The sequence below is a fragment of the Mesorhizobium sp. M0633 genome (assembly GCF_040320645.1).
GTDB lineage: Bacteria > Pseudomonadota > Alphaproteobacteria > Rhizobiales > Rhizobiaceae > Mesorhizobium.
This window is the reverse complement of the sequence record NZ_JAMYQC010000007.1, coordinates 30073-56047: the sequence shown is the minus strand read 5'-3', so window position 1 is coordinate 56047 and position 25975 is coordinate 30073. Positions and strand designations below refer to the sequence as shown.

The 25975-nt window shown below is 62.8% G+C and carries 29 protein-coding genes; 10 read left to right on the top strand and 19 right to left on the bottom strand.

What is annotated here, in order from left to right; genetic code table 11:
* Positions 1-50: 50 nt before the first annotated feature.
* Both NKI47_RS09295 and NKI47_RS09290 read right to left on the bottom strand, forming a co-directional pair.
* Positions 51-500, bottom strand: a complete 450-nt coding sequence (locus tag NKI47_RS09295) for a MarR family winged helix-turn-helix transcriptional regulator (protein ID WP_023675882.1) — start codon at positions 498-500, stop codon at positions 51-53.
* On the bottom strand, positions 497-1399 hold the full coding sequence (locus NKI47_RS09290) for an alpha/beta fold hydrolase (protein ID WP_352589403.1): 903 nt from the start codon (positions 1397-1399) through the stop codon (positions 497-499). Before NKI47_RS09290 ends, NKI47_RS09295 begins: the two co-directional genes overlap by 4 nt.
* 149 nt (positions 1400-1548) lie before the next feature.
* On the opposite strand from NKI47_RS09290, the gene NKI47_RS09285 reads away from it, so the two are divergent.
* The 3 genes from NKI47_RS09285 (at position 1549) to NKI47_RS09275 (ending at position 5384) form a co-directional block, all read left to right on the top strand.
* Entirely contained in the window at positions 1549-2484 is a 936-nt protein-coding gene (locus NKI47_RS09285; protein WP_023675880.1) for an alpha/beta fold hydrolase, read from the top strand.
* A gap of 78 nt (positions 2485-2562) precedes the next feature.
* Entirely contained in the window at positions 2563-3738 is a 1176-nt protein-coding gene (locus NKI47_RS09280) for a CaiB/BaiF CoA transferase family protein (protein WP_352589400.1), read from the top strand.
* A complete protein-coding gene (locus NKI47_RS09275) occupies positions 3735-5384 on the top strand; it encodes a thiamine pyrophosphate-binding protein (protein WP_352589397.1) in 1650 nt (549 codons plus the stop codon). Before NKI47_RS09280 ends, NKI47_RS09275 begins: the two co-directional genes overlap by 4 nt.
* A 40-nt stretch (positions 5385-5424) precedes the next feature.
* Here NKI47_RS09275 and NKI47_RS09270 read toward each other — a convergent pair whose 3' ends face one another.
* From NKI47_RS09270 to NKI47_RS09245, 6 genes are all read right to left on the bottom strand, one after another.
* Complete coding sequence (locus tag NKI47_RS09270; protein ID WP_352589394.1) at positions 5425-5868, bottom strand: CHRD domain-containing protein; 444 nt, start codon at positions 5866-5868, stop codon at positions 5425-5427.
* 146 nt (positions 5869-6014) lie between these two features.
* The gene (locus NKI47_RS09265; protein WP_023675876.1) at positions 6015-6986 is read right to left on the bottom strand and encodes an ABC transporter substrate-binding protein; all 972 of its coding nucleotides are present in this window, start codon (positions 6984-6986) and stop codon (positions 6015-6017) included.
* Positions 6987-7026: 40 nt separating this feature from the next.
* The gene (locus NKI47_RS09260) at positions 7027-8163 is read right to left on the bottom strand and encodes an ABC transporter permease (protein WP_352589391.1); all 1137 of its coding nucleotides are present in this window, start codon (positions 8161-8163) and stop codon (positions 7027-7029) included.
* Positions 8160-9038, bottom strand: a complete 879-nt coding sequence (locus NKI47_RS09255) for an ABC transporter permease (RefSeq protein ID WP_352471508.1) — start codon at positions 9036-9038, stop codon at positions 8160-8162. The genes NKI47_RS09260 and NKI47_RS09255 overlap by 4 nt, the downstream gene beginning before the upstream one ends.
* Positions 9039-9569, bottom strand: coding sequence for an endonuclease domain-containing protein (locus NKI47_RS09250; protein ID WP_352589726.1), 531 nt, complete (start codon positions 9567-9569; stop codon positions 9039-9041).
* Entirely contained in the window at positions 9562-10353 is a 792-nt protein-coding gene (locus NKI47_RS09245) for an ABC transporter ATP-binding protein (protein WP_352589388.1), read from the bottom strand. The genes NKI47_RS09250 and NKI47_RS09245 overlap by 8 nt, the downstream gene beginning before the upstream one ends.
* 176 nt (positions 10354-10529) lie before the next feature.
* On the opposite strand from NKI47_RS09245, the gene NKI47_RS09240 reads away from it, so the two are divergent.
* Positions 10530-10934, top strand: a complete 405-nt coding sequence (locus NKI47_RS09240) for a cupin domain-containing protein (RefSeq protein ID WP_023675871.1) — start codon at positions 10530-10532, stop codon at positions 10932-10934.
* 35 nt (positions 10935-10969) lie between these two features.
* Here NKI47_RS09240 and NKI47_RS09235 read toward each other — a convergent pair whose 3' ends face one another.
* The 5 genes from NKI47_RS09235 to aptA all read right to left on the bottom strand — a co-directional run bounded on the left by NKI47_RS09235 (position 10970) and on the right by aptA (position 15993).
* Positions 10970-11311: a hypothetical protein gene (locus NKI47_RS09235; protein ID WP_031211553.1), complete on the bottom strand. Its 342-nt coding sequence runs from the start codon at positions 11309-11311 to the stop codon at positions 10970-10972.
* A gap of 29 nt (positions 11312-11340) precedes the next feature.
* The gene (gene hydA / locus NKI47_RS09230; protein ID WP_352589385.1) at positions 11341-12792 is read right to left on the bottom strand and encodes a dihydropyrimidinase; all 1452 of its coding nucleotides are present in this window, start codon (positions 12790-12792) and stop codon (positions 11341-11343) included.
* A gap of 59 nt (positions 12793-12851) precedes the next feature.
* Positions 12852-14102, bottom strand: coding sequence for a Zn-dependent hydrolase (locus NKI47_RS09225; RefSeq protein WP_352589382.1), 1251 nt, complete (start codon positions 14100-14102; stop codon positions 12852-12854).
* Positions 14103-14105: 3 nt separating this feature from the next.
* Positions 14106-14537: an endonuclease domain-containing protein gene (locus tag NKI47_RS09220; protein ID WP_352589379.1), complete on the bottom strand. Its 432-nt coding sequence runs from the start codon at positions 14535-14537 to the stop codon at positions 14106-14108.
* 127 nt (positions 14538-14664) lie between these two features.
* The gene (gene aptA / locus NKI47_RS09215; protein WP_352589376.1) at positions 14665-15993 is read right to left on the bottom strand and encodes an omega-aminotransferase AptA; all 1329 of its coding nucleotides are present in this window, start codon (positions 15991-15993) and stop codon (positions 14665-14667) included.
* Between the two features lie 243 nt (positions 15994-16236).
* Here aptA and NKI47_RS09210 point away from each other — a divergent pair, with 243 nt between their 5' ends.
* Entirely contained in the window at positions 16237-16878 is a 642-nt protein-coding gene (locus NKI47_RS09210) for a TetR family transcriptional regulator C-terminal domain-containing protein (protein ID WP_352589373.1), read from the top strand.
* 66 nt (positions 16879-16944) lie between these two features.
* Here the strand turns inward: NKI47_RS09210 and NKI47_RS09205 are convergent, their stop codons facing one another.
* Positions 16945-17817 (bottom strand): helix-turn-helix transcriptional regulator, encoded by an 873-nt coding sequence (locus tag NKI47_RS09205; protein WP_352571786.1) that lies wholly within the window; start codon positions 17815-17817, stop codon positions 16945-16947.
* Positions 17818-17922: 105 nt separating this feature from the next.
* Between NKI47_RS09205 and NKI47_RS09200 the strand changes: the two genes are divergently transcribed.
* The gene (locus tag NKI47_RS09200) at positions 17923-18774 is read left to right on the top strand and encodes an SDR family NAD(P)-dependent oxidoreductase (RefSeq protein ID WP_352589370.1); all 852 of its coding nucleotides are present in this window, start codon (positions 17923-17925) and stop codon (positions 18772-18774) included.
* A complete protein-coding gene (locus NKI47_RS09195; RefSeq protein WP_352589366.1) occupies positions 18771-19493 on the top strand; it encodes an SDR family oxidoreductase in 723 nt (240 codons plus the stop codon). The genes NKI47_RS09200 and NKI47_RS09195 overlap by 4 nt, the downstream gene beginning before the upstream one ends.
* 35 nt (positions 19494-19528) lie before the next feature.
* On the opposite strand, the gene NKI47_RS09190 is transcribed toward NKI47_RS09195, so the two are convergent.
* The 5 genes from NKI47_RS09190 to NKI47_RS09170 form a co-directional block, all read right to left on the bottom strand.
* Positions 19529-19906, bottom strand: coding sequence for a DoxX family protein (locus tag NKI47_RS09190; protein WP_023675861.1), 378 nt, complete (start codon positions 19904-19906; stop codon positions 19529-19531).
* Positions 19907-19960: 54 nt separating this feature from the next.
* Entirely contained in the window at positions 19961-20419 is a 459-nt protein-coding gene (locus NKI47_RS09185; protein ID WP_023675860.1) for a carboxymuconolactone decarboxylase family protein, read from the bottom strand.
* 11 nt (positions 20420-20430) lie between these two features.
* Positions 20431-20949: an RrF2 family transcriptional regulator gene (locus tag NKI47_RS09180; RefSeq protein WP_023675859.1), complete on the bottom strand. Its 519-nt coding sequence runs from the start codon at positions 20947-20949 to the stop codon at positions 20431-20433.
* 100 nt (positions 20950-21049) lie between these two features.
* Complete coding sequence (gene preA / locus NKI47_RS09175) at positions 21050-22363, bottom strand: NAD-dependent dihydropyrimidine dehydrogenase subunit PreA (RefSeq protein ID WP_352589363.1); 1314 nt, start codon at positions 22361-22363, stop codon at positions 21050-21052.
* 2 nt (positions 22364-22365) lie between these two features.
* Entirely contained in the window at positions 22366-23730 is a 1365-nt protein-coding gene (locus tag NKI47_RS09170) for an NAD(P)-dependent oxidoreductase (RefSeq protein WP_352456222.1), read from the bottom strand.
* On the opposite strand from NKI47_RS09170, the gene NKI47_RS09165 reads away from it, so the two are divergent.
* The 3 genes from NKI47_RS09165 to NKI47_RS09155 all read left to right on the top strand — a co-directional run bounded on the left by NKI47_RS09165 (position 23707) and on the right by NKI47_RS09155 (position 25972).
* Complete coding sequence (locus NKI47_RS09165; protein ID WP_352589360.1) at positions 23707-24369, top strand: hypothetical protein; 663 nt, start codon at positions 23707-23709, stop codon at positions 24367-24369. The genes NKI47_RS09170 and NKI47_RS09165 overlap by 24 nt on opposite strands.
* A gap of 279 nt (positions 24370-24648) precedes the next feature.
* The gene (locus NKI47_RS09160; protein WP_352589357.1) at positions 24649-25425 is read left to right on the top strand and encodes a VOC family protein; all 777 of its coding nucleotides are present in this window, start codon (positions 24649-24651) and stop codon (positions 25423-25425) included.
* Positions 25426-25579: 154 nt separating this feature from the next.
* Positions 25580-25972 (top strand): DoxX family protein, encoded by a 393-nt coding sequence (locus NKI47_RS09155; protein ID WP_023675853.1) that lies wholly within the window; start codon positions 25580-25582, stop codon positions 25970-25972.
* Positions 25973-25975 lie beyond the last annotated feature (3 nt).

Genomic DNA, 25975 nt, shown 5'->3' with positions numbered 1-25975 from the left:
CGGCCGTAAAAACAATCGCCAGCGCATTGAGACGGCTCCCGCGCGGTCGATCAGGATCCGCCCGCCTCCACCCGTTCCGTCAGGGTGCGCAGCAGATCAAGCGAGGCTTTCAGCGCGTCGGCGTCCATACCCTCCGAAACGCGGTTCGCCCAAACATGCTGGCGTGTGCCGATATTCTTGACCGCTGCCCGGCCGGCATCGGTTATCGACAACAGCTTGGCGCGGCGATGCGCCGGGTTGTCGGCGTAGGCGGCAAGCCCCTCCGCAGCCAGTATGTCGGCCAGCCGCTGTACACTCTGACGGGCGAGACCCATGTCGCGGGCGATGTCGGCCACAGATTTCGGCTCCTTCAAAACTGCACCCAAAACCTGCCAGCGCGCTGCCGTCAGCCCGGTTGGAGCGGCCAGCCGGTCGGCCGCATCCAGAAAACTGCCGTTCATCCTGAACACGGCAAGCACCAGTTCGGTGAGCACATTTGCCGCTTCGGTCCTGGTCGTCATTTCTGGCCGGCCTCGATGGTCGCGACGAAATTATTAACGGCTTCGGCTACGACCTCGGGCTTGTCAAGCATCACCCAATGGCCGCTGCCCGCCACGATCTGGCGCGGAATGTCCGTGCGCAGCCGGTAGAGCGCGGCTGGAGTGTCACTGGCCTCGGTAGCCAATACGAACATAGGCCCGCGATACGCATCGAGTGCCGGCTCCGGGTTCCATTCGGCCAGTGCCTTGCCGACACTTGCCCTCGCCGCCGGATCGACCACTGCCGCATCGGCCAGAACACGCTGGCGAACAGCCGCGTTAGGGCCGGCAATCGACGTGTAATAGGCGTTCAGGACATCACGGCCTTGCGGACCGGCCAGATCGCGGACAAAGCCGTCACGAATCGCCTGCGGCAGCGCACGAGGATCGGTCGCCGGGTCGACGAGCAAGACACCGGCGACCCGGTCGGCATGGCTGGCGGCATAAGCGAGCGCCACGCCACCGCCGCCGCTGTGCGCGACAATGAGAAACCGCTTCAGGCCAAACGCGTCGGCCACGGCACCGACATCCATTGCACGACCGTCATAACCATAGTCACCGTCCTGCGCCGGCGCGGAGGCGCCATGACCGCGAAAATCGAAGGCTACCGCCTCGCGGCCTTCGACGGAGAGCTGCATCACCCGGTCCCAGTGGGAAGCGCGGCTGCAATCTCCATGCAGGAACATGATCGGCAGGCCATTGCCGGCGTTGATCCTATAAGTGGCAAGCTGGCCTTGCGGGCCTGGAACAGTGGACGTCATCATGGTCATCTCCCTGGTTTCCTGACTGAACGCAGCAATCCCTGACAACAGGGTGATCGTCGTGAAGGCGAAGCCCGCCAGCAAGATTGCACGCCGCGAAATGGCCCCGGTGGTTTTCATAGTCATACCCCCAATCTGCCGCTGACCATTTGACAGTATGCTGTCATGTAATCACATTGACAGCATGCTGTCAACTACCGTCGAATGGGTACCTACGTCCCTTGACGTCGATCGCTGCGTCGCCCAACAGTCGCCGACGGGAGCGAGACATGCCATTTGACAAGCAGAGGATGCTGGCATCGCCGACCGGCGCCGAGCTCAACCTTTATGTGAAACACGCCATCGGCCAACCGCGCGCCATTGTCCAGGTCAATCACGGGTTGGCCGAGCACGCGGCGCGCTATGCCCGTTTCGCCGATTTCCTTGGCGAGCGCGGCTACCAGGTCTACGCGCACGACCACCGTGGCCACGGCGCCACCAAGGCGCCCGACGCGCCACCTGGCAGGTTCGCCGATGTGGATGGCGGTGCCAAGGTCATCGCCGATGTCGCCGCCGTCCATGATCTCATCGCCAGGGAACAGCCGGGCCTGCCGGTCATCGTCTTCGGTCACTCCTTGGGCGCGTCGGTCGCGCTGAACTTTGTCCTCCGCCACTCGGCGCGCATCCATGCCGCCGCGATCTGGAACGGCAATTTCTCGGCCGGACTGCTCGGCCAAATCGCGCTGGCCATGCTTGGTTGGGAAAAGTTCCGGCTTGGCTCAGACGTGCCGTCGCGCCTGCTGCCCCGGCTGACGTTCCGGGCCTGGGGCAAGGCGGTGCCCAATCACCGGACGCCGTTCGACTGGCTGTCGCGCGATGCCGTTGAAGTCGAGAAATACATCGCCGACCCGCTTTGCGGCTGGGACGCATCGGTGTCGATGTGGCAGGACATCGTCATGATGACGCTGCATTGCGGCAGCGACCGCAATTTTTCCGGCGTGCGGCGCGACCTGTTCGTCAATCTGGTCGGAGGCGAGCAAGATCCGGCCTCGGACGGCGGCAAGGCGGTCAGCCATCTTGCCGGCCGGATGCACATGATGGGTTTTTCGAATCTCGTTTCAAAGGTTTACGCCAAAACCCGCCACGAAAGCCTGAACGAGATCAACCGAGACATCATCATGGAGGATTTTGCCGCCTGGGCCGACCGCGTGCTGAGGGCACAGTGATACTGGCCCATTGCAAGGGCCGTGACAGCGGCGCGCGGGATTGATAGAGGCTGCGCTTTCGATCAACCACGGTGATCCATGACTGAGCCTCCGCTCAAAGGCATCCGCGTCATCGAACTCGCACGCATCCTCGCCGGGCCATGGGCCGGACAGCTGCTTGCCGACCTCGGCGCCGACGTGATCAAGGTCGAGAGCCCGGACGGCGGCGACGACACCCGCAAATGGGGACCGCCCTTCGTCATCGGCCATGACGGCGAGAACCTTTCGGCCGCTTATTACCATTCCTGCAACCGCGGCAAGCGCTCCATCGCCATCGACTTCTCGACGCCCGAGGGTGCCGAGACGGTGCGCCGGCTGGTCGCGACATCGGATGTGCTGATCGAAAACTTCAAAGTCGGCGGACTGAAGAAATACGGCCTCGACTATGACAGCCTGAGGAAAATCAACTCGCGGCTGATCTATTGCTCGATCACCGGTTTTGGCCAGTCGGGACCGTATGCGCCGCGTGCCGGCTATGATTTCATCATCCAGGGCATGGCCGGCATGATGTCGATCACCGGCGAAGCCGGCCGCGAACCGCAAAAGGCGGGCGTCGCTATTTCAGATGTTTTCACCGGGCTTTATTCGGTCATCGCCATCCAGGCGGCGCTTCGCCATGCCGAGAAGACCGGCGAAGGCCAGCATATCGACATGGCGCTCTACGACACCCAGATCTCGACGCTCGGCAACCAGAACCTCAACTATCTCGTCTCCGGACAGTCGCCGGTGCAGATGGGCAATGCGCATATGAACATCGCGCCCTACGAAGTGGTGCCGGTGAAAAATGGCCACATCATCCTGGCGGTCGGCAATGACGGCCAGTTCGCAAAGTTCTGCGCTGCCGTCGGCCTCGATGAGCTGGCGTCGAACCCTGACTTCGCCACCAATCCCGCCCGCGTCGCCAACCGGGCGAAGCTGCGCGAGCATATGATCGAGGCGCTGAAAGCCTTCGATCGCGACCCGTTGCTGGCCAGACTTGAGACTGCCGGAGTGCCGGCCAGCCCGATCAACAACATCGGCCAGATGTTTGCCGACCCGCAGACCATAGCGCGCGGCATGCGGCTCGACCTCGATGACGGCCATGGCAATCTCTTGCCCTCGGTGCGGGCGCCGATGGTCATGTCCGGCACGCCGCTGGTCTATGAGCGCCCGTCGCCGCGTCTCGGCGAACACACCCAAGAAATCCTTGCCGAACTGGAGAGGTCAGGAAAATGAAGACCGGCGGACAACTCATCGTCGATGCGCTCGAAGCCAACGGAACGGACCGTATCTATTGCGTACCTGGCGAATCCTATCTGGCGGTGCTCGACGCGCTGCATGATTCACCGATCCGCACAATCGTCTGCCGCCAGGAGGGCGGTGCCGCAATGATGGCCGACTGCCACGGCCGCCTGACCGGCAGGCCCGGCATCTGCTTTGTCACCCGCGGCCCAGGCGCCACCAATGCCTCGGCCGGCATCCACATCGCGATGCAGGATTCAGTCCCCCTCATCCTGTTCATCGGCCAGGTCGCCAGCCACGCCAAGGGGCGCGAGGCCTTCCAGGAGGTCGACTACGTCAGGTTCTTCGGCGATATCGCCAAATGGGTGGTCGAGATCGACGACGCCGCACGCATACCCGAATTCGTCACACGCGCCTTTGCGGTGGCGACGTCCGGTCGCCCGGGCCCGGTCGTCATCTCGCTGCCCGAGGACATGCTGACCAGCCTCGCCGAGGCACCGGACGCCCGGCATTATACCCCTGTCGAGACGCGGCCTGGCGAAGTCGAGCTCGACGCACTGGAAGTGTTGCTCAACAAGGCAAAGCGGCCCTTCGTCATCCTCGGCGGTACGCGCTGGGACGCGCAGGCCGTTGCACGGATGCGGACGATAGCCGAAGCCTGGTCGCTGCCGGTCGGCTGCTCCTTCCGCCGCCAGATGCTGTTCGACCATCTCCACCCGAACTATGCCGGCGATGTCGGCATCGGCATCAATCCCAAGGTAGCAACCGCCATCAAGCAGGCCGACCTTGTGCTGCTGATCGGCGGCCGCATGGGCGAGATGCCGTCATCCGACTACACGCTGCTGAAGAGTCCCTACCCCGACCAGACGCTGGTCCATATCCATGCCGACGCCGGCGAACTCGGCCGCGTCTACCGGCCGGCGCTGGCGATCAATGCCTCGCCTGCCGCTTTCGTCGAAGCCTTTGCCAGACGCAAGCCGGCCGCAACGCCGGTGTGGGCGGCTGAGGCAGCGAAGCTGCACGCCGCCTATCTCGACTGGTCGACGCCTCCGGAGAGCGGCCCCGGCGCCGTCCAGATGGGGCCGATCATGAATTATCTCGAAACGATGCTGCCGGACGACGCCATCCTCACCAACGGCGCCGGCAACTACGCCACCTGGGTGCATCGCTACCATCGCTTCCGGCGTTTCGGCACGCAGGCAGCACCCACATCCGGCTCGATGGGCTACGGCACGCCGGCGGCGGTCGCCGCCAAGCAGCTTTTCCCCGACCGCGACGTGATCGCCTTCGCCGGCGACGGCTGTTTCCTGATGAACGGCCAGGAATTCGCCACCGCCGTGCAATACGGGCTGCCGATCATCGTCATCGTCGTCAACAATGGCATCTACGGCACCATCCGCATGCATCAGGAGCGCGAATATCCCGGCCGTGTCGTCGCCACGGACTTGAAGAATCCCGACTTTGCTGCTTTGGCCCGTGCCTATGGCGGCCATGGCGAGACGGTGGAAAAGACCGCCGACTTCGCCGCGGCCTTCGAGCGAGCGCGGGCCAGCGGCAAGCCGTCGATCGTAGAGATCAGGCTCGACCCTGAAGCCATCACGCCGACCCGCACGATGACCCAGATTCGCGACAAGGCCTGACAAAACAGGATGATTGCCCTGTTTTGTCGTCGTGATCTGCCTATTTGGCCTTCTCGATCTGGCCGCGGATCTCGCCGTCCGCGTGGGCCGCGGTGTGGATGTTGACGTAATATTTGCCAGCCTCAAGATCGGTGGCCTGGGCATCAGTCAATGTCGCCGAACCCTTGATCGGGCTCTTCAGCTTGCCTTCGAACGGCACCACTGGATCGGCGTTTTGACCCTTTTCCGCTGGGCCGTGAATGTGTGCGGCCTTCGCCGGCCCGCTGAGGCCGGAATATCTCACGGTCCAGCTGAGTTTCTTGGTGGCGGTGTTGAACCTGAGCGTGGCGGTGCCCTTGCCCTTCGTGGTGACGGGCGGGTTCTGCTGAGCACCATCGAGCGTCGCCGCCATCTTTATGGTTTCGGCCAAGGCCGGTGAAGCAGAGAAGATGGCTGCAGAAATGGCCAGCGCCGAAAGCATCGGCGTGAAGGACTGGATGCGCATGGAAACCTCCGTTGTGACACCCTTGGGCGGGTGCACCGGCACAACGATTTTGCGAGCGGATGTTTCCGCCGGTAACGTTCATTTTACCTCCCACTAAAAAGGGGCGGTCGCCCGCCCCTTTTCCGCTACAAGCCAGTTTGACAGCCCTATTTGATGGCCTTGTCGGTGATCGCCGTCGTGTAGGCGCCGGTAGGCTCCTTGCTGATGATCTTCTGGTCGAGCAGCGCCTTGGCGGTGCGCTCGTAGGTCGCCGGATCGAGCTTGCCATCGGCATTGTCGATCAGCTTGGCGACTTCGCCCATCATGCGCTTCTGGTGATTCTCGTCCTGGCCGCCATTGTCCATGACGATGCCGGCCGCTTCGTCGGAATTGTCGACGGCGTATTTCCAACCCTTCATCGAAGCGCGCACGAAACGCACCATCTTATCCTCGAAGGCCGGATCCTTGAGCTTGTCCTCCAGGGCATAGAGCCCGTCTTCGAGCAGATCGTTGCCCATGGCGGAATAGTTGAAGACGGTCAGCTCTTCCGGCTTGTAGCCGGCGTCGATGAGCTGCCAGTACTCGTTATAGGTCATGACCGAAATGCAATCCGCCTGCTTCTGGATCAGCGGCTGCACGTCAAAGCTCTGCTTGAGCACGGTGACGCCGTCCGGCCCGCCATCGGTCTTGAGGCCAAGCTTGTTCATCCAGGCATAGAACGGATACTCGTTGCCGAAGAACCAGACGCCGAGCGTGTGGCCCTTGAAGTCGGCTTCCGTCTTGATCGGACCGTCCTTCGGGCAGACCAGCTCCATGCCGGCCTTCTTGAACGGCTGGGCGATGTTGACCAGCGGCACGCCCTTCTCGCGCGCAGCCAGCGCACCGCCCATCCAGTCGACGATGACGTCGGCGCCGCCGCCGGCAATAACCTGCTCCGGTGCAATGTCCGGTCCGCCGGGCTTGATGTCGACGTCGAGGCCCTCGGCGTCATAGAAGCCCTTGGCCTTGGCGACATAATAGCCGGCGAACTGTGCCTGGGTGACCCATTTCAGCTGCAGCGTCACCTTGTCCGCGGCCATCGCCTGGAACGCGGCAAGCGACATCGCGCCGGCCAGCATCGAAACAACAAGTCTTTTCATGTTTTTACCCTCTGAAGTTAGCGCCCTAAACCCACCGCCCCTATCCACCACGGACAGAGGGATGCCAAAACGTGACTGCTCTCTCGAAAAGAGCGACCACGCCATAAAAGACCGAACCCGCAAGTGCTGCAACTGCGATTTCCGCCCACACCATGTCGATGTTCATCCGCCCGACTTCCGTCGAAATGCGGAATCCCATGCCGACCACCGGCGTGCCGAAGAACTCGGCGACGATGGCGCCGATCAGCGCCAGCGTCGAATTGATCTTCAACGCGTTGAAGATGAAGGGCGCGGCCGCCGGCAGCCGCAGCTTGAACAGCGTCTGCCAGTAGCTCGAGGCATAGGTGCGCATCAGGTCGCGCTCCATATGGCCGGAGGCGGCAAGCCCGGCGACGGTGTTCACCAGCATCGGGAAGAAGGTCATGATGATGACCACCGCTGCCTTCGACTGCCAGTCGAAGCCGAACCACATGACCATGATCGGCGCGACGCCGATGATCGGCAGCGCCGACACCATATTGCCGATCGGCAAAAGCCCGCGCCGCAGGAACGGCACGCGGTCGGCGGCGATGGCAACGAGGAAGCCGGCGCTGCTCCCCACCACATAGCCGAAGATAACCGCCTTGAAGATGGTCTGCCTGACATCGGCCCCCAGCACCGGCAGCGATCCGACGATGCGTGCACCGACGGCGCTTGGCGGCGGCAACAGGATGAAGGGAATGCCGGCACCACGCGTCACCGCCTCCCAGATGATCAGGATCCAGGCGCCGAAGATGGCCGGAATGATCAGGCGCAGGGCGGTTGACGCCCAGCGCGATGTCGGGCGAAACGACGACAGGACCGTTACGTAGCGCCAGGCCAAAAACCACGCCGCGACGAGCAGCAGATAGAAGGATGCGCGAGCGCTGCCCTCATTGCCGGTTATGCCGGCGAGCAGCATCCACGCTGCGCCATGCGCGCCAAGGAACAGCAACACCACCCCGATCATCGGTGGAAAGTTGTCGGCCTCGATTGCCACGAGCAGCAAAATGAAAATCAAAACCGTAGTCGCCATGCCGTAACCGGGCGTAGCACTGACGAGCGGCCAAAGAAGCAGCGCGCCGACAAGCAGGACAAGCGCGGCATACCCCTGCCAGCATCGAGGCGTGATTGAGGAAAGGCTCAGGATGGAGCTCATGCCGGCCTCCCGCCCATGGCGCGGTCGACAAGGCGCCCGGCGATGCCGACGACCATCACCAGCAGCGCCGCGACCACCGACCCGGCAACCAGAGCCGACCAGATGTCGATGGTCTGGCTGTAGTAGGCGCCGGCGAGCAATTTGGCGCCGATGCCGGCGACGGCGCCGGTCGGCAACTCGCCGACGATGGCGCCGACCAGGCTGGCGGCCACCGCCACCTTCATCGAGGTGAACAGGAACGGCACCGAGGCCGGCACCCGCAATTTCCAGAAGGTCTGCGAGGCACTGGCATTATAGGTGTGCATCAGGTCGAGATGGGTGAGCTCGGGCGAGCGCAGTCCCTTCACCATGCCGACCGCCACCGGGAAGAACGACAGATAGGTCGAGATCAGCGCCTTCGGGATAAGCCCGGTGATGCCGACCGCCGCCAGCACGACGATGATCATCGGCGCCACCGCCAGGATCGGAATGGTCTGCGAGGCGATGATCCACGGCATCAGGCTGCGGTCGAGCGTCGCCACATGCACGATGCCGACGGCGATGACGATGCCGAGCGCCGTGCCGAAAGCAAAGCCGAGCAGCGTCGACGACAGCGTCACCCAGGCATTGTAGACAAGGCTGCGGTTCGAGGTGATGCTACGCAGAAAGGTGTTTTCGAAAAAATTCACCGCCACCTGATGCGGCGCCGGCAGCGTCGGCTTCGGCTGTACCAGCGTCTTGCCGATGAATTCCACAATACCCGGCGTCTGATTGGCGCGGCGGTCGAGATCGCGCTGGAACGGCGCGTTGAGGATGACAGCCATGACGTACCAGACGACGACGACGCCCAGGAGGATCGAGGTCACCGGAACGATCTTGTCGCGAAACGAGTCCATCTAGCAGGCCTCGCCGGGTAAGCGCCCTCCTCTCCCCAACGGGGAGAGGGTGGCCGGAGCGAAGCGGAGGCCGGGTGAGGGGGTAGAAATCTTTCCGTCGAGGCAAGCCAAGATCGTATCAAGGACCGCTCGGCGTTCGGCCAAGACTTCATGGTTCCAGAACCGAAGAACGGAATACCCGTGACCATTCAGCCAAGCAGTTCTCGCGGCATCGGTTGGAGATTCCGCGTGCTGGCTGCCGTCGATTTCCACGATCAGCGCGCTCTCACGACAGACGAAATCTGCAAAGAACGGCCCAAGCGGCACTTGCCTCACAAATTTGTAGCCGTTGAGATGGCGCCCTCTTAGTTCCCCCCAAAGCCTGTATTCAGCCTCGGTCTCGTCAAACCGCAGCTTTCGAGCGCGAGCGGTCGCCCCGATCTTTCTTTTGGTCGGATCCGCCAAGGCCCCCTCACCCGACCTCCGCTTCGCTCCGGCCACCCTCTCCCCGTTGGGGAGAGGAGGGAGCTCATCTTCCGCCGCCTCAATCATCATAGCTGTGCCCTGCCCTCAGCCCGTCGCGCACGCGTGCCGCGATGGCCAGGAACTCCGGCGTCTCGCGGATATCGAGCGGCCGCTTTTTCGGCAGCGTCGATTCTATGACGTCGCTGACACGCCCCGGGCGCGGCGACATGACGACGATGCGCGTCGACAGATAGACCGCCTCAGGGATCGAATGGGTGACGAAGCAGATAGTCTTGTTGGTCCGCTCCCAAAGCTCCAGCAACTGTTCGTTGAGGTGATCGCGCACGATCTCGTCCAGCGCGCCGAACGGCTCGTCCATCAACAAAAGGTCGGCATCGAAGGCGAGCGCCCGCGCGATCGAGGCGCGCTGCTGCATGCCGCCCGAAAGCTGCCAGGGGTATTTCTTCTCGAAGCCGCTGAGGTTGACAAGGTCGAGAGTGCGCTTGATGCGCGCCGCCTGCTCCGCCCTGGACAGGCCCATGATCTCCAGCGGCAGTGCCACATTGCGCTTGATCGTGCGCCACGGATAAAGTGCGGCCGCCTGGAAGACATAGCCATAGGCGCGGCTCTGGCGCGCCTGCTCGGGCGTCATGCCGTTGACGGAGATGGCTCCCGATGTCGGCTTCTCCAGATCGGCGATGACGCGCAGCAAGGTCGTCTTGCCGCAGCCGGAGGGCCCGATGAAGGACACGAATTCCCCCTTGCCGATGGTCAGGTCGACATTCGACAGCGCCTGCACCGGACCATCATTGGTCTGGAAGGTCAGGCCAAGCTTGCTTGCCGAAACAACGGCTGGCGATACTCCCGTCATCGGCCGTAGCCTGTCGCTTCCGGCCACTGCGGCGCCGGCCGGAATCCCATTGATTTTACCCTGATGTTGCTTTCCACTCGCCCAGTCCTACTCGCCCCAGTTCTACTCGCCCCAGTTCTACGCGCCCCAGTTCTATGCGCCCTTGTCCCATCAGATAGACGCCCGGAGTTGCCCCGATGTCGCCCAAACCAACTTGCCATCTTATCCGCCCTGAAAGCTCTTATGAAGGCAAGCAGGGCCTGAGTTATTTCGCCGGTATCGCCGCCGAAACAGTCGGCTCGTCCGGCATCTGCATGCATCTGCTGACCATGCCGCCGGGTGCCCGCGCCAAGGCGCATATGCACGAAAACCATGAAACCGCGATCTATGTGCTCTCCGGCGAAGTCCATACCTGGTATGGCGACCGGCTCGAACAGCATATCGTGGTCAAGGCCGGCGATCTTTTCTATATTCCCCCCGGCGTGCCGCATCTGCCGGCCAATCTGAGCGACGGCCCCGCCTCGGCGGTCATTGCCCGAACCGATCCCAACGAACAGGAAAGCGTCGTCCTGCTGCCGGAACTGGACGGGTTGGTCGCCTGACGCCGGCATCGAGGCAGCGGTCGTCATCGGCACCGTCACGAACATGATTTCAGCGGCCCTATCTCCTCAAGGCCGGGAATGGTCACGAAGAAACCGTCCCCTCCTCTGTTGATGACCTTGACGACATCCGTGGTCGTGCCCTCCTCGCCCTCGGCGAAACAGGTGGAGCTCAACAACAAGGTGCCAGGCGCTGTCGTCAGTCGCTGTGCGAACTGGCAGCCGCTGCCATAGGTTTCGACGCCGTCGGCGGTCAGCACGACATAATCGTCGCTGTCCTGATAACCGAGCCGTACACCAGCGCAACCGACCTCATTGCCAAAGGAGCCGGCAAGGACGTCAGCCGCCGCCGGCCCGGCGGCAAGGATCACCGCGGCCATTGAGATAATCGCTCCGTGGCTCGCCAAGCTCAAACGCCCGTCGCCGGGATGCCCGTCCGTTCCACCTTGCGCGGCGCGGAAATTTCCTTCCACGTCGACAGCGCCCGGTTGACCGCCGCGTTCGGCTCGCGAGCGACGAACTCGCCATGGCCGGGCTTCGCCTTGACCTCGTTTTCCTCGATCGACAGTTCGCCGCGCGAGAAGACGAAGCGCGGCAGGCCGGTTACCTCAAAACCTTCGAAGACATTGTAGTCGATCACCGACTGCTGCTTCTTGGCCGTGATCTTCTTCTTGCGCTTCGGGTCCCAGACGATGATGTCGGCGTCCGCGCCTTCGACGATGGCGCCCTTCTTCGGGTACATGTTAAGGATCTTGGCGATGTTGGTCGAGGTCACCGCGACGAACTCGTTCATCGTCAGCCGGCCGGTGTTGACGCCGGTCGTCCACAGCACCGGCAAACGATCCTCGAGCCCGCCGGTGCCGTTCGGGATCTTGGTGAAGTCGCCGACGCCGTTGCGCTTTTGTTTGGTGGTGAAGGCACAATGGTCGGTCGCCACCACTTGCAGCGACCCGGCCTGCAGGCCGGCCCACAGCGAATCCTGGTGCCATTTGTTGCGGAAGGGCGGGCTCATGACACGCCGCGCCGCATGGTCCCAGTCCTTGTTGAAATATTCGCTCTCGTCCAGCGTCAGGTGCTGGATCAGCGGCTCGCCGAATACCCGCATGCCTTTCTGGCGCGCCCGGCGGATGGCTTCGTGCGCCTGCTCGCAGGAGACATGCACGACATAGAGCGGCACACCGGCCATGTCGGCGATCATGATGGCGCGGTTGGTCGCCTCGCCTTCGACTTCAGGCGGGCGCGAATAGGCGTGTCCCTCCGGGCCGCTGTTGCCCGCCGCCAGCAGCTTCTGCGACAGCGCCGCCACCACGTCGCCATTCTCGGCATGGACCAGCGGCAGCGCGCCAAGATCGGCACAGCGCTGGAACGACGAATAGAGCTCGTCGTCATCGACCATCAGCGCGCCCTTGTAGGCCATGAAATGCTTGAACGAGGTAATGCCCCTGTCGACGACGGTGGCCATCTCGTCGAACACCTGCTTGCCCCACCAGGTGATCGCCATGTGGAAGGAATAGTCGCAGGACGCTTTCGAGGTCTTGTTGTCCCACATCTGCAGGGCCTCGAGCAGCGACTGCTGCGGCGCCGGCAGACAGAAATCGACGACCATCGTCGTGCCGCCGGCAAGGGCCGCGCGGGTACCGGATTCAAAGTCGTCGGCCGAATAGGTGCCCATGAACGGCATTTCGAGATGGGTATGCGGGTCGATGCCGCCCGGCATCACATAGCAGCCGCTGGCGTCGAACTCATGGTCGCCATGCAAATCCGAGCCGATGCCGATGATCTTGCCGTGCTTGAACAGCACGTCGGCCTTCCACGTGCGGTCGGCGGTGACGATGGTGCCATTCTTGATGACTTTGGACATTTTCATGTTCCCTTTGTTCTCTTCGCGCTTCTTGTGAGCGGCGTTGCGAGGCTATCCCATCATTCGACAATCACCGCCGTGTCGACGACCGCATGGAACAGCACGTCGGCGCCGGCCGCTGCCCATTCCTTGGTGATTTCCTCGGCCTCGTTGTGGCTGAGACCGTCGACGCAGGGGCACATCACCATTGCGGTGGGTGCGACGCGGTTGATCCAGCAGGCGTCATGGCCGGCGCCGGAGACGATGTTGCGATGCGTATATCCCAGGCGCTCCGCCGCATCCCGCACAGCCTTGACGCAGCCCGCGTCGAAAGTGACCGGGTCGAAATGGCCGACCTGCTCGATTTGATATTTGATGTCGAGCGCGTCGCAGATCGTGTCGATGCCTTCGCGGATGCGCCCGTCCATGGCGTCCAGCACCTCCTTTTCCGGCGAGCGGATGTCGATGGTGAAGACGGTGCGCCCGGCGATGATGTTGCGCGAGTTCGGATAGACCTCCATATGGCCGACCGCGCCGACGGCGTCGGGCTGATAGTCCATGGCGATCTCGTGCACCAGTTCGATCACCCGCGCCATGCCGAGCCCGGCATTGCGCCGCTTCGGCATCGGCGTCGAGCCGGTGTGCGCCTCCTTGCCGGTCAGCGTCACCTGCAGCCATTTCAACCCTTGCCCGTGGGTGACGACACCGATATCGATGCCCTCGTCCTCAAGGATCGGGCCCTGCTCGATGTGCAATTCGAAGAAAGCGTGGATCTTGCGCTCGCCGACTTTCTCGGTGCCCTTCCAGCCGATCCGTTCGAGCTCCTCGCCGAATTTCTTGCCGTCCTTGTCGACATGCGAATAAACGTCGGCCTGGTCGAGCACGCCGGCGAATACCCCGGACGCCATCATCGCCGGCGCAAAGCGGGCGCCTTCCTCGTTGGTCCAGTTGGTGACGACGATCGGGTGCTTGGTCTTGATGCCGAGATCGTTGAGCGAGCGCACGACCTCCAGGCCGCCGAGCACGCCGAGCACGCCGTCATACTTGCCGCCGGTCGGCTGGGTGTCGAGATGGCTGCCGACATAGACCGGCGGCAGGCTGGGGTCGGTGCCTTCGCGACGGGCAAACATCGTACCCATCTCGTCGACGCCCATTTCGAGCCCCGCCTCATCGCACCAGCGCTTGAACAGATGCCGCCCTTCGCCGTCCTCGTCGGTAACGGTCTGGCGATTGTTGCCGCCGGCAATGCCGGGGCCGATCTTCGCCATCTCCATTATCGAATCCCACAAACGGTCTGAATTGATTCGCAAATTCTCGCCGGGGGCGGCCATATTCTAAAACCTCATTGGTTGTGGCACGCCAGCGTCCCCCTCCCCCTCGAGGGGAGGGTGGCCGCGAAGCGGTCGGGTGGGGTCGGCTGACATGCGCGCGACCTTCTCCTTGACCACCTGTGCGACATGCCAGGCGCTGTTTATGACATCGGGCTCATCGACGCGAAAGATATCGAACCCGAGCGATCGCAGATAGGCATCACGGACGGCGTCGTGCCGTTTGCCCTTCTCCTGTTCGTGCAGATCACCATCGACTTCAACGACCAGCTTTACCGCAAGGCAAGCAAAGTCGACGATATAAGGCCCGATCGGACACTGGCGGCGGAACTTGATGCCGGCCGATTTCAATTCGCGCAGTTCATACCACAGCAGGGATTCGCCTTTGGTCGCATGAACTCGAAGCGCGCGCGCCTTTTGGCGCATTTCGAAGCTCACGCGGGTCCGGGGCATCATAGGCACCTATGCGGCCGAAGGTCAGGCTGGCGCACTGCCGCACCGACCCCACCCGGCCGCTTCGCGGCCACCCTCCCCTCGAGGGGGAGGGAAAGCTGCGGCAAATTCGTCAATCCACGGCCCTCAGCACTTCGCGCACATGGTCGATCAATTCGTTGATCTGACCTTTGGTGATGATCAGCGGCGGCGATAGCGCGATGATGTCGCCGGTGGTGCGGATCAATGCACCACGCTCGAACGCCTTGACGAAAGCCGAGAAGGCCCGCTTCGTCGGCTGGCCGGTGATCGGCGCCAGCTCGATCGCGCCGATCAGGCCGATGTTTCTGATATCGATGACGTTCGGCTCGCCCTTCAGCGAGTGCAGCGCGTCCTCCCAGTACGGCGCCAGTTCCTCGCCGCGCGTCAGCAGCCCCTCTTCCTTGTAGGTGTCGAGCGTGCCCAACGCCGCCGCGCAGGCGATCGGATTGCCCGAATAGGTGTAGCCGTGGAAGAACTCGATCATGTGCTCGGGCCCAGTCATGAACGCGTCGTGGATTTCCTTCTTTACGAACACCGCGCCCATCGGGATGACGCCGTTGGAGACGCCTTTGGCGGTGGTCATGATATCCGGCGTGACACCGAAATAGTCGGCGGCGAACGGCGTGCCGAGACGGCCGAAACCGGTGATGACTTCGTCGAAGATCAGCAAGATGCCGTGCTTGGTGCAGATCTCGCGCAGCCTCTCGAGATAGCCCTTCGGCGGCAGGATGACGCCGGTGGAACCGGCCACCGGCTCGACGATGACGGCGGCAATGGTCGAGGCGTCGTGCAGTGCGACGATGCGCTCCAGCTCGTTCGCCAGTTCCGCGCCATGCTCCGGCACGCCCTTGGTGAAAGAGTTCTTTTCCGGCAGATGCGTGTGTGGCATGTGATCGACGCCGCCGAGCAGCGTGCCGAACATCTTGCGGTTGGTGACAATGCCGCCGACGGAGATGCCGCCGAAATTGACGCCGTGATAGCCGCGCTCGCGGCCGATCAGACGGGTGCGCGAGCCCTCGCCTTTTACGCGGTGATAAGCGATTGCCATCTTCAGCGCCGTCTCGACCGATTCCGAGCCGGAATTGGTGAAGAACACATGGTCCATGCCCTTCGGCGCGATGTCGACCAGCCGGTTCGCCAGCTCGAACACGATCGGATGGCCCATCTGGAACGCGGGTGCGTAGTCGAGCTCTGCCGCCTGGCTCTGGATCGCCTCGGTGATCTTCGGGCGGCAGTGGCCGGCATTGACGCACCACAGGCCGGCGGTGCCGTCGAGCACCTTGCGCCCGTCGCTGGTCGTATAGTGCATGTCCTTGGCCGACACCATCATGCGCGGCGCCTGCTTGAACTGCCGGTTTGCCGTGAACGGCATCCAGAATGCGCTGAGATCGTTCGGCGTGACTTTCAGCCGGTTGGACATGACCAAGACTTCCCCTTGTAACCTGTTTCGGTGCGGCTAACGCTTGGTCTTTCCAACGCTTGGTCTTCGCGACGTTTTCGTGCTACGCAAATTTTTGACCGGTTGGACAAACGTTAGCACCGCCTTATCAGCGGTCAAGGGATTACTAGCGGAAATGCGGCTTTCGAAGTGCGCTCCACAGGGCGAGGAAAAACTGGTCCAGAGAATTGGTCCAGACACTCCTCACGGCGAAGGTTTTGCGGGGTGACGGGGGCGGTCGAAAGCTCCCCTCCTCGCCGCACCCGCATTCAGCTGGAAAAGCGCGAGCTCATCCTGGAGGCGGCGCTAGAAGTCTTCTCCACCAACGGTTTTCGCGGCTCGACCATCGACCAGATCGCCGAAGCCGCCGGCATGTCGAAGCCGAACCTGCTCTATTATTTCCGCCGTAAGGAGGACATCCACGAGACGCTGATCCAGCGGCTTCTCGACACCTGGCTGGCGCCGCTGCGCGAACTCGACGACATCGGCGATCCGCTAACCGAACTGCGCAGCTACATCAGGCGCAAGCTGGAAATGGCGCGCGATTTCCCGCGCGAGAGCCGGCTGTTCGCCAATGAGATCCTGCAGGGCGCGCCGCGCATCATGCCGATGCTGGAAGGGGAGTTGAAGACGCTGGTCGACGAGAAAGCCAACGTCATCAAGGGCTGGATGCGCGCCGGCAAGATTGCCCGCACCGACCCCTGGCACCTGATCTTTTCGATCTGGGCGACAACGCAGCATTACGCCGATTTCGACGTCCAGGTCCGCGCCGTGCTCGGCCCCGACCGCGGCGGCGACGGCCGCTTCGAGGACGCCGCAAGATTTCTTGAGCAACTGTTCATCGACGGGCTGAAGCCGAAGGGCTGACGACCATGATCCCGAAAAGTGGAAGCCGGTTTTCGGACAAGATCATGGTCAAAACAAAGATAGGGTTCAGGCGCTGCGCCGCTCGGCCGGAAGCGTCTCCAGCAGTTGTTCGAGCTTGGCGATCGAGTTCTGCTCGGCGAGCGGCGTGTAGACGATCAGCTTCATGTCCGAGCCGTCGTCGATCGACAGGCTCATATGCTCGAACGCCATGGCGCCTGCCGTCGGATGCCTGACATGCTTCACACCCGACAGGTTGCGGGCCACATCGCGCAGCGGCCACCATGCCCGAAACTCCGGGCTCGAGCGTGTCATCAGCGCGATCAGCCGCTCGAAATCCGGGTCGCCGACATATCTGGCGCTTTCCGCCCGGAATGACGCCAGCACGGCACGCGCCAGTTCCTCCCAGTCGACGAGCAGGCGCCGATGCTGCGGGCTGGTGAAAACCATATGGACGATGTTGCGGGCATCGCCCTCCAGCAGGCCATAGTCGCCGAACACGGCTGCCGCGGCAGAATTCCAGGCCAGCACGTCCCAGCGCCGCCCAAGGACATAGGCCGGCTGCAGGACCAGGCTCTGCAGCATGTGCAGCAACGGGCCATCGACCTTTTCCGGCGCATCGAGACGACGCTCCGGCTGCGGCCGGCCGGCAAGGATGAACAGATGCCGTTGCTCGGCCGTGTCCAGGCGCAACGCCTGACTGAGCGCCGTCAGCACCTCCACCGATGGCCTGACGTCGCGGCCCTGCTCCAGCCAGGTGTACCAGGTCGTGCCAACGCCGGCGATCATCGCCACCTCCTCGCGCCGCAGCCCGGGTGTGCGCCGGCGCAGGCCGGTCGAGATGCCCGTGGCCGATGGCGTCAGCCTTTCGCGCCGCGAACGCAGAAAGGCGCCAAGCTCGCGGCGACGGCTGCCTTCGGCAGAATGCGTGGTGGAATCCATCGGCGCTATTATAGCAGTACCGATACCAGGATAAAGTTTGAACTGTTTGGCATGCGTCTGGTGCCCCATCTTTCTGCTCAGAGCGATGACATGGAGGCTCTGAACATGGAACTGAAAGACAAGACGATCCTGATTACCGGCTCGACCGACGGCGTCGGCAGAGTCGTGGCGCAAAGGCTCGGCGCCGGCGGCGCCCGCATCCTGGTGCATGGCCGCGACGCGACAAGGGGCAAGGCGACCGTGGCCGAGATCGAAGCCGCCGGCGGCAAGGCCGAGCTGCTTGTCGCCGACCTCTCCTCCCTGGCCGAAGTCCGCCGCCTCGCCGAAGCCGTCCGCGCCAGGACTGACCGGCTCGATATCCTCATCAACAATGCCGGCGTCGGCACAGCCGGCCCCAACGCGAAACGGCAGGTCAGCGCCGACGGCTACGAGCTGCGCTTTGCCGTCAATTATCTCGCCGGCTTCCTGCTCACTACGGAGCTGCTGCCGCTGCTCAAGGCCAGTGCGCCGGCGCGCATCATCAATGTCGCCTCGGCCGGGCAACGGGCGATCGACTTCAGGGATGTCATGCTGACCCGCTCCTACGACGGCGTTCGTGCCTACTGCCAGAGCAAGCTGGCGCAGATCATGTTCACCATCGATCTGGCGGAGCAGCTGAACGGCACCGGCGTCACGGTCAACAGCCTGCATCCGGCAAGCTACATGAACACCACGATGGTGCGGCAGGCGGGCGTCACACCCTGGAGTTCGGTCGAAACCGGCGCCGAAGCCATCATCAATCTCGCCACATCGCCCGCGCTGGAAGGGCGAAGCGGCCTCTATTTCGACGGCCAAAGGGAATCCCGCGCCGATGCGCAAGCCTATGACGCGAAGGCGAGGCAGCAGTTGCGTGAATTGAGCCTCGGTCTTGTCGGGCTCGCACCCGCTTCCGCCACATCGAAGAAAGAAAATTCATGATCGAGAAAACGCAGCACGCCGTGATCATCGGCGGCTCCTCCGGCATTGGCCTCGCCACCGCGAAAAAGCTGCTTGGCCCGGGGATGAAGGTGACGATCACCGGGCGCAGCAGGGAAAGGCTCGACAATGCATGGCAAAGCCTTGGCGGCGCCGTCGAAAAAGCTGCCTTCGATGCCGCGAAGCCGGACGAGGTTCGCCGGTTCTTCAACGAACTCGGCCCTTTCGATCACCTGGTGCTGGCCGCCAGCGGCGGCAAGGGCCTCGGCCCGTTCGAAACGCTTGACCTGACCGACATCGGCGGCGGCGTCGACGAGAAGGTCCGGCCACAGCTCTCCTGCCTGCAGGCCGCCTTGCCGACGCTGAACAAGAGCGGCTCGGTGACTTTCATCTCGGCGGTGTCGGCGCAATTGTCGGCGCCGGGTGTCGCCGGCATCGCCGCCGTCAACGGCATGCTGCTGACCGTGGTGCCGATCCTCGCGATGGAGCTGAAGCCGTTACGCGTCAATGTCGTGGCGCCGGGCGTCATCGACACGCCGTGGTGGGATTTCCTGCCCGATGAACAGCGCCATGCGGTGTTTGCCGAGTATGCCGGCAAGACGCCGGTCGGCCGTATCGGCCGCGCCGAGGACGTCGCCAGCGCGATCGCATTCCTCGTCTCCAACGGGTTCATGACCGGCCAGGTGCTGACCTGCGACGGCGGCCTGCGCTTTGCGGCGTGAGCGGTGATGCGTCCACCGTTTCGGGACGGTCGCTGCTATGCCGCCTGCCCCATCAGCGAGAGAAACCCGCCGGTCAGCGCGACATTGGCGACAAACCCATTGATTCGGGCTGCGCGTTCCGGCCCCTGATGGTCCCAGAAATTGTGGAACATCGGCGTCGCGGCAATGAGGAACAGGATTAGCGCCGCCGCCGCGACAGCAGTCCACAAACCCGTCAACACCAACGCGCCGGCGCCGATCTGCAGGACGATGCCGGCCCACAGCGCCAGCCGCGCCTGCGGCACGCCGCGCGTCGCCATCAATTGGGTCACGAAAGCCCGGTTCTGGATGTTGCGCAGGCCGGCAAAGACGAAGGCGCCACCAAGCAGCAGACGGGCGGCAAATAGAATCTCGTTCTCAAAGTTTGCAAACATGTTCTTGATCTCCAACTGAAAACGGGCGCGCAGCTCGCGCGCCCGTTTCGTCGATCAGGCGGCCTTGGCTGCCGGCATCGGATGAAGGGCGTGGAACGGGATGCAAAGCCGGTTCCAGGTGTTGATCATGCCGAGCGCGACCGACAGCTTGACCAGTTCCTCTTCCGAGAAATGCTCGAGCGTCTGCACATAGAGTTCGTCCGAAACACCGCTTTCGGCGATCTTCGTCACCGCATCCGTCCAGGCAAAGGCGGCGCGTTCGCGTGCCGAAAATAGCGGCGATTCCTTCCAGGCCGAGACGAGATAAAGCCTCTGCTCAGTCTCGCCATCGCGCCTAGCCTCACGGCTGTGCATCTCGACGCAATAGGAGCAACCATTGATCTGCGATGCCCTGAGCTTGATCAGATGCAGCAGGCTCGCCTCGAGCCCGCATTCGTCGACCGCCTTGTTGAGTGCCGACACCGCCTTCATGATCTCCGGCGCCTTGGCGAAAAATTGCATCCGCTGTTTCATCGTCTTTCCTTTCATGCTTGCTTGGTTGAACTGGATTTCTGCGGCCGCTGATGGCGCGCCACAAAGGCGCAACTGGCAGCAATCGATCTCGGATCGCCTTCTGCCGCGTAAGTGGCCACGATGTCGGACAGCTTGGTTTCGGCAAGTGCGGCACGATAGGCGCGCTCGGCCTTCAGCATCGCGGCATTGATGCCGCATAGTTTGACGTAGGCCGATGCATCGAGCTTGACGGGACCGTTGCGGCGGATCTCGCCGCAGCGAAAGGCAGGTTCGCGCCCTTCGACAGCGAGCACGATATCGAGCAGCGTAATGCGCTCGGCCGGCCGTGCTAGCCGATAGCCGCCGGACGGCCCCGGCACTGATTCCAGAATGCCGGACGCAGTCAGCGCGTTGAGATGCTTAAGCAGATAGCTCGGCGACAGCCCGAACGCCTCGGCCATGGCAGCACCTGGCAAGGTCGCGGCGCCATCAACGCCGGCGAGCATCGCGGCGCAGTGGATGGCCGCTTCGACGCCTTCGCCCAGCTTCATTTCGCTCTCCTGTTCATGGATATAGATTATCGTGGATAACTTTTATCCGCAATAGGAAAGTCAAAAAGCGGCGCCATGAACGCCGCTTTTTTTCGCAATGCTATTCCGCCGCCACCTTGGCCATCGGATTGTTCGGATGCGTCGTCCAGTTGGCATAGATCGGCGACACCGGCCTGCCGGTGCGCTGGTCCATCACGCCGACCGCCAGCGCCTCCATGGTGATGCAGTTCTCGACCGGACAGACATTGACGCAGAGATTGCAGCCGACGCATTCGGCCTCGATCACCTCGAAATGCCTGACGCCATCGACGATTGCGGTGATCGCCTGGTGCGAAGTGTCCTCGCAGACAATGTGGCAGCGGCCGCATTTGATGCAGGCATCCTGGTCGATATGCGCCTTGGCGACGTAGTTGAGGTTGAGATACTGCCAGTCGGTGACGTTGGGCGTGGCACGGCCGACGATGTCGTCGAGCGTGGCATGGCCCTTCTCGTCCATCCAGTTTTCCAGGCCGGCGATCATCTCCTGCACGATCTTGAAGCCGTAGGTCATCGCCGCCGTGCACACCTGCACATTGCCGGCGCCGAGCGCCATGAATTCGGCGGCGTCGCGCCAGGTGGTAATGCCGCCGATACCGGAGATCGGCAGGCCATGCGTTTCCGGATCGCGCGCGATCTCGGCCACCATGTTCATGGCGATCGGCTTCACCGCCGGACCGCAATAGCCGCCATGCGAACCCTTGCCGTCGATCGTCGGCTCCGGTGCGAAATTGTCGAGGTTGACGCCGGTGATCGAATTGATGGTGTTGATCAGCGACACCGCGTCGGTGCCGCCGGCAAGGGCAGCGCGTGCCGGCTTGCGTATGTCGGTGATGTTGGGCGTCAGCTTGGTGATGACCGGCATGCGGGTATTGGCCTTGCACCAACGCACCACCATTTCGATGTATTCCGGCACCTGGCCGACCGCCGCACCCATGCCGCGTTCCGACATGCCGTGCGGGCAGCCGAAATTGAGCTCGATGCCGTCAGCGCCGGTCTCCTCGACCACCGGCAGGATCGCCTTCCAGGCATGCTCCTCGCACGGCACCATCAGCGAGACGACGATCGCCCGGTCGGGCCAGTCCATCTTGACCTGCTTGATCTCGCGCAGATTGACCTGCAGGTCACGGTCGGTGATCAGCTCGATATTGTTCAGACCAAGCAGGCGACGATCGGCGCCCCAGATGGCGCCGTAGCGCGGCCCGTTGACGTTGACCACCGGCGGCCCTTCTTCGCCGAGCGTCTTCCAGACAACGCCGCCCCAGCCAGCCTTGAAGGCGCGGATGACGTTATAGGCCTTGTCGGTCGGCGGCGCCGAGGCCAGCCAGAACGGGTTCGGCGATTTGATGCCGACGAAATTGTTGCGGATGTCTGCCATGCTCATGCCCTCCCGTTCGAGGTCAGTGCCCGATGAATGCTTTCCGCCGCGTCGCGGCCTTGTGCGACGGCCGAGACTGTCAGGTCGTCGCCGCCAAAGATGCAGTCGCCGCCGGCCCAGACGTTTGGCAGCGAGGTGCGGCCTTCGGCGTCGACCTTGATGCGGCCGGCTTCCAGGTCAAGCAAAGCCCCGCTGCCGTTGAGCGCAGCCGGGACAAAACTCTGGCCGATCGCCTTGAACACCTGGTCGGCGGTCAACGTCAGCCGCTCGCCGGTGCCGACGAGCCGGTCGCCGTCCATCGCGGTGTATTCGAGCTCGATCGCCGACACCTTGCCGGCGTCGGCAATGACCCGCTTCGGCTGCAACCAGTGCCGGATGATGACGCCGTTGGCGGCAGCCAGATCCTGCTCGAATTCGGAGGCGTTCATGTGCTCCGGGCCGCGCCGATAGCAGATCGTTACCTCTTCGGCTCCGAGCAGCTTCGATTGCACCGCCGCGTCGATCGCCGTCATGCCGCCGCCGATGACGACAACACGCCGGCCGACCGGCAGGCTGGCCAGATCACTGGCCTGGCGAAGCTCGGCAATGAACTCGACAGCATTGCTGACGCCCGGCGCCTCCTCGCCATCCGCTCGCAAGGCATTGACGCCGGCAAGCCCCATGCCGAGGAACACCGCATCGTAATTCCTGGTCAGATCCGACAGCTGGTAATCACGGCCGAGCGCCTTGCCGTTCTGGATGTCGATGCCGCCGATCGACGTGACATAGTCGACTTCAGCCTGGGCGAAATTGTCGACGCTCTTATAGGCGGCGATACCGTATTCATTGAGGCCGCCGGGCTTTGGCCGAGCTTCCAGGATGGTCACGTCGTGGCCGTAGCGGGAGAGCCGATGCGCGGCGGCAAGCCCCGCCGGTCCGGCGCCGACCACGGCGACCGTCTTGCCGGTCGGTTCGGGGCGCTCGTAGAACTGCTTGTTTTCGGCCATGGCGACATCGGTGGCGTAGCGCTGAAGGCGACCGATCTGCACCGGCTTGCCTTCGGCCACCTCGCGCACGCAGACTTCTTCGCACAGCGTCTCGGTCGGGCAGACGCGGGCGCACATGCCGCCCAAAATGTTCTGATCAAAAATAGTCTTGGCTGAGCCGATCGGATTGCCCGTCGAAATCTGGCGGATGAACAGCGGGATGTCGATCGAGGTCGGGCATGCATTCATGCACGGCGCATCATAGCAGAAATAGCAGCGGTCGGACTCGACCAGCGCCTCGTGATGATCGAGCGGCGGGTGCAGGTCGGCGAAGTTATCAGCATATTGGTCCGGCGAGAGCCGCCCGCCGGCAATGCCTTGCTTGAACTGGCCTTCTGGCATCGTCAGTTCCCCATGTTCTTGTTTTGGGGAAGGCTAGCACGTTTTATTTTTTTATCAATTGGTCAATTTTCGGTGCAAACCGCTGAAAGGGCTGAACAAAACATGATAGATGCACTCATGTTTTTTGAGCACCGTCCGTTGCGCCTCAAGGATGCGGCGCGCAGAATTGGCTATCAGGGCGGTAGGCGCTTGAGCATCGTGCGCGACTTTCAAACATTGGAGAAGGTGATGGACATTGTTCAGGAGGCGGTTCAGCGGTGGGAGCCTGTGCAAGATTTACCGCTGGCTGCCTGCCAGGTGTGGCGTCTGAAATCCGACAACTACTTTGAATTGGCCGTCGAAGGCGACTTCTTCGTCGGGACGTCCGAACGAACCCTCAAGATCAACTTCCACGGAGTGCTAGCAATTTCGGCTTATGACGACATGTTGGGAGTGACCCATGTCAGCGCTAGCAGCTCAATCCCCTTGATTGGCTCTGGCAGGCAAGCCTCCTATAGATGGCCCCTCCTCCGAGTCGAGAACTCGCACTGGTTGCGATCAATACCCGGGCCGACAGACGACTGTTCGCATTTCCTATTGCTCAGTCTCGAATGCACGGTAGAGGTGATTGCTCGTGAAGCCATAGCCGCTTGGATCTGATCACTGCGTTGCGCACCACGCCTTCCACAACCATTCCGGGCAGCGGGATAGGCCTTAGACTGGTGATGGTCCGCTCTGGTCAGGGAAGTGAGCGACATCCGGCGCATGGATCAACAACCCCTCGTTGACTGAGAGCAAAGTCGAAAACCGCAGGGCGCGCAACCCGGTAACATTTCCAATTTGCCGTCATCTTTTTTGGCCGCTGTCGGATTTTCGTCGTGAAGATCGTCCTAGAATGGATCGCGCATGATCGATGTACAAACCGCAAGGAGCACGACAATGCCACAGTCCCCCATGCCCTTCTTCTGGTACGAGCTGATGACCACCGATCTCGACGCCGCCGAGGCGTTTTACACCTCCGTGGTGGGCTGGAGGGGGCAGCCTTTCGAAGGGGCCCAGGGCATGCCGCGCTATATCGTCATGAATGTCGGCGAGCGCGGCGTCGGCGGGTTGATGACGCTGCCCGATGACGCGCGCAAGATGGGCATGCCGCCGGCCTGGGTCGGTTATATCCTCACCAGGGATGTCGATGCCGCAACGGCCTCCCTCAAGAAGGCTGGTGGCGCGGTTCACCGCGAGCCCGACGACATTCCCGGCGTCGGCCGCTTCGCCGTCGTTGCAGACCCGCAAGGCGCGATGTTCAACTTCCTGCAGCCCAGCGGCCCCGACCAGCCGCCGCTACCGTTGGCGACCCCCGGCAACATCGGCTGGCATGAGCTCTACACGTCAGACTGGAAGGCGGCGTTCGATTTCTATTCCAGCCAGTTCGGCTGGGAGAAGGGCGACGCCATGGATATGGGTCCGATGGGCGTCTACCAGCTTTTCGCCTTCGGCGGCGAGCCCGTTGGCGGCATGATGAACAAGCCCGAGCAGATCCCGGCGCCGGTCTGGCAGTTCTATTTCAACGTGCCCGGCATCGACGCGGCAGCCAAGCGCGTCACCGACAATGGCGGCAAGATCCTGATGGGTCCGATGGAGGTCTCCGGCGGCAGCTGGATCGTACAGTGCACAGACCCGCAAGGCGCGCACTTTGCTCTGACAGCGCCCGGGCATTAACGCCGCGCTGATCGCGGGGCCGCCATCGTGCGGCCCCAAGGCTGCAGCACGCCTCACGACTCACTCACCGACAGTTGAATGCAGGCCGGACTATGTGAATGGTCCGGCCTTTGGCGATGACCTATGGCCGGGCTAGGTGAAAATGGAGTCGTAGATGAAGCTTTTCGAAGGCCTCGCCGGATATCAACCGTTCGCCCTTGCCGCCTTGCGCATCATGACGGCGCTGCAGTTCATTGAGCACGGCACTCAGAAATTGTTCAATTTCCCCGTCGGCGACCATGCCGGCACCATGAGCGGGCTATCGCTGACCGCGGCCATCCTGGAATTCGGAGGCGGCATCCTGCTGGTATTGGGGCTTTTCACCAGGCCGGTGGCATTCCTTCTCAGCGGCGAGATGGCGATCGCCTATTTCATGGCGCACATGCCGCGCGACTTCTTCCCGGTCAACAATGGCGGCGATGCGGCAATATCGTTCTGTTTCATCTTCCTGTATCTGGTGTTCGCCGGCGCCGGCGCCCTGGCGCTGGACAACCGCCGCGGTGCCTGAAAC

What these genes read in the sequence shown, in the direction of transcription:
- NKI47_RS09295 (WP_023675882.1), bottom strand. Translation starts at nt 500, where the DNA reads ATGACGACCAGGACCGAAGCGGCAAATGTGCTCACCGAACTGGTGCTT.
- NKI47_RS09290 (WP_352589403.1), bottom strand. Translation starts at nt 1,399, where the DNA reads ATGAAAACCACCGGGGCCATTTCGCGGCGTGCAATCTTGCTGGCGGGC.
- NKI47_RS09285 (WP_023675880.1), top strand. Translation starts at nt 1,549, where the DNA reads ATGCCATTTGACAAGCAGAGGATGCTGGCATCGCCGACCGGCGCCGAG.
- NKI47_RS09280 (WP_352589400.1), top strand. Translation starts at nt 2,563, where the DNA reads ATGACTGAGCCTCCGCTCAAAGGCATCCGCGTCATCGAACTCGCACGC.
- NKI47_RS09275 (WP_352589397.1), top strand. Translation starts at nt 3,735, where the DNA reads ATGAAGACCGGCGGACAACTCATCGTCGATGCGCTCGAAGCCAACGGA.
- NKI47_RS09270 (WP_352589394.1), bottom strand. Translation starts at nt 5,868, where the DNA reads ATGCGCATCCAGTCCTTCACGCCGATGCTTTCGGCGCTGGCCATTTCT.
- NKI47_RS09265 (WP_023675876.1), bottom strand. Translation starts at nt 6,986, where the DNA reads ATGAAAAGACTTGTTGTTTCGATGCTGGCCGGCGCGATGTCGCTTGCC.
- NKI47_RS09260 (WP_352589391.1), bottom strand. Translation starts at nt 8,163, where the DNA reads ATGAGCTCCATCCTGAGCCTTTCCTCAATCACGCCTCGATGCTGGCAG.
- NKI47_RS09255 (WP_352471508.1), bottom strand. Translation starts at nt 9,038, where the DNA reads ATGGACTCGTTTCGCGACAAGATCGTTCCGGTGACCTCGATCCTCCTG.
- NKI47_RS09250 (WP_352589726.1), bottom strand. Translation starts at nt 9,569, where the DNA reads ATGATTGAGGCGGCGGAAGATGAGCTCCCTCCTCTCCCCAACGGGGAG.
- NKI47_RS09245 (WP_352589388.1), bottom strand. Translation starts at nt 10,353, where the DNA reads ATGACGGGAGTATCGCCAGCCGTTGTTTCGGCAAGCAAGCTTGGCCTG.
- NKI47_RS09240 (WP_023675871.1), top strand. Translation starts at nt 10,530, where the DNA reads ATGTCGCCCAAACCAACTTGCCATCTTATCCGCCCTGAAAGCTCTTAT.
- NKI47_RS09235 (WP_031211553.1), bottom strand. Translation starts at nt 11,311, where the DNA reads ATGGCCGCGGTGATCCTTGCCGCCGGGCCGGCGGCGGCTGACGTCCTT.
- hydA (WP_352589385.1), bottom strand. Translation starts at nt 12,792, where the DNA reads ATGTCCAAAGTCATCAAGAATGGCACCATCGTCACCGCCGACCGCACG.
- NKI47_RS09225 (WP_352589382.1), bottom strand. Translation starts at nt 14,102, where the DNA reads ATGGCCGCCCCCGGCGAGAATTTGCGAATCAATTCAGACCGTTTGTGG.
- aptA (WP_352589376.1), bottom strand. Translation starts at nt 15,993, where the DNA reads ATGTCCAACCGGCTGAAAGTCACGCCGAACGATCTCAGCGCATTCTGG.
- NKI47_RS09205 (WP_352571786.1), bottom strand. Translation starts at nt 17,817, where the DNA reads ATGGATTCCACCACGCATTCTGCCGAAGGCAGCCGTCGCCGCGAGCTT.
- NKI47_RS09200 (WP_352589370.1), top strand. Translation starts at nt 17,923, where the DNA reads ATGGAACTGAAAGACAAGACGATCCTGATTACCGGCTCGACCGACGGC.
- NKI47_RS09195 (WP_352589366.1), top strand. Translation starts at nt 18,771, where the DNA reads ATGATCGAGAAAACGCAGCACGCCGTGATCATCGGCGGCTCCTCCGGC.
- NKI47_RS09190 (WP_023675861.1), bottom strand. Translation starts at nt 19,906, where the DNA reads ATGTTTGCAAACTTTGAGAACGAGATTCTATTTGCCGCCCGTCTGCTG.
- NKI47_RS09185 (WP_023675860.1), bottom strand. Translation starts at nt 20,419, where the DNA reads ATGAAACAGCGGATGCAATTTTTCGCCAAGGCGCCGGAGATCATGAAG.
- NKI47_RS09180 (WP_023675859.1), bottom strand. Translation starts at nt 20,949, where the DNA reads ATGAAGCTGGGCGAAGGCGTCGAAGCGGCCATCCACTGCGCCGCGATG.
- preA (WP_352589363.1), bottom strand. Translation starts at nt 22,363, where the DNA reads ATGGCAGACATCCGCAACAATTTCGTCGGCATCAAATCGCCGAACCCG.
- NKI47_RS09170 (WP_352456222.1), bottom strand. Translation starts at nt 23,730, where the DNA reads ATGCCAGAAGGCCAGTTCAAGCAAGGCATTGCCGGCGGGCGGCTCTCG.
- NKI47_RS09160 (WP_352589357.1), top strand. Translation starts at nt 24,649, where the DNA reads ATGCCACAGTCCCCCATGCCCTTCTTCTGGTACGAGCTGATGACCACC.
- NKI47_RS09155 (WP_023675853.1), top strand. Translation starts at nt 25,580, where the DNA reads ATGAAGCTTTTCGAAGGCCTCGCCGGATATCAACCGTTCGCCCTTGCC.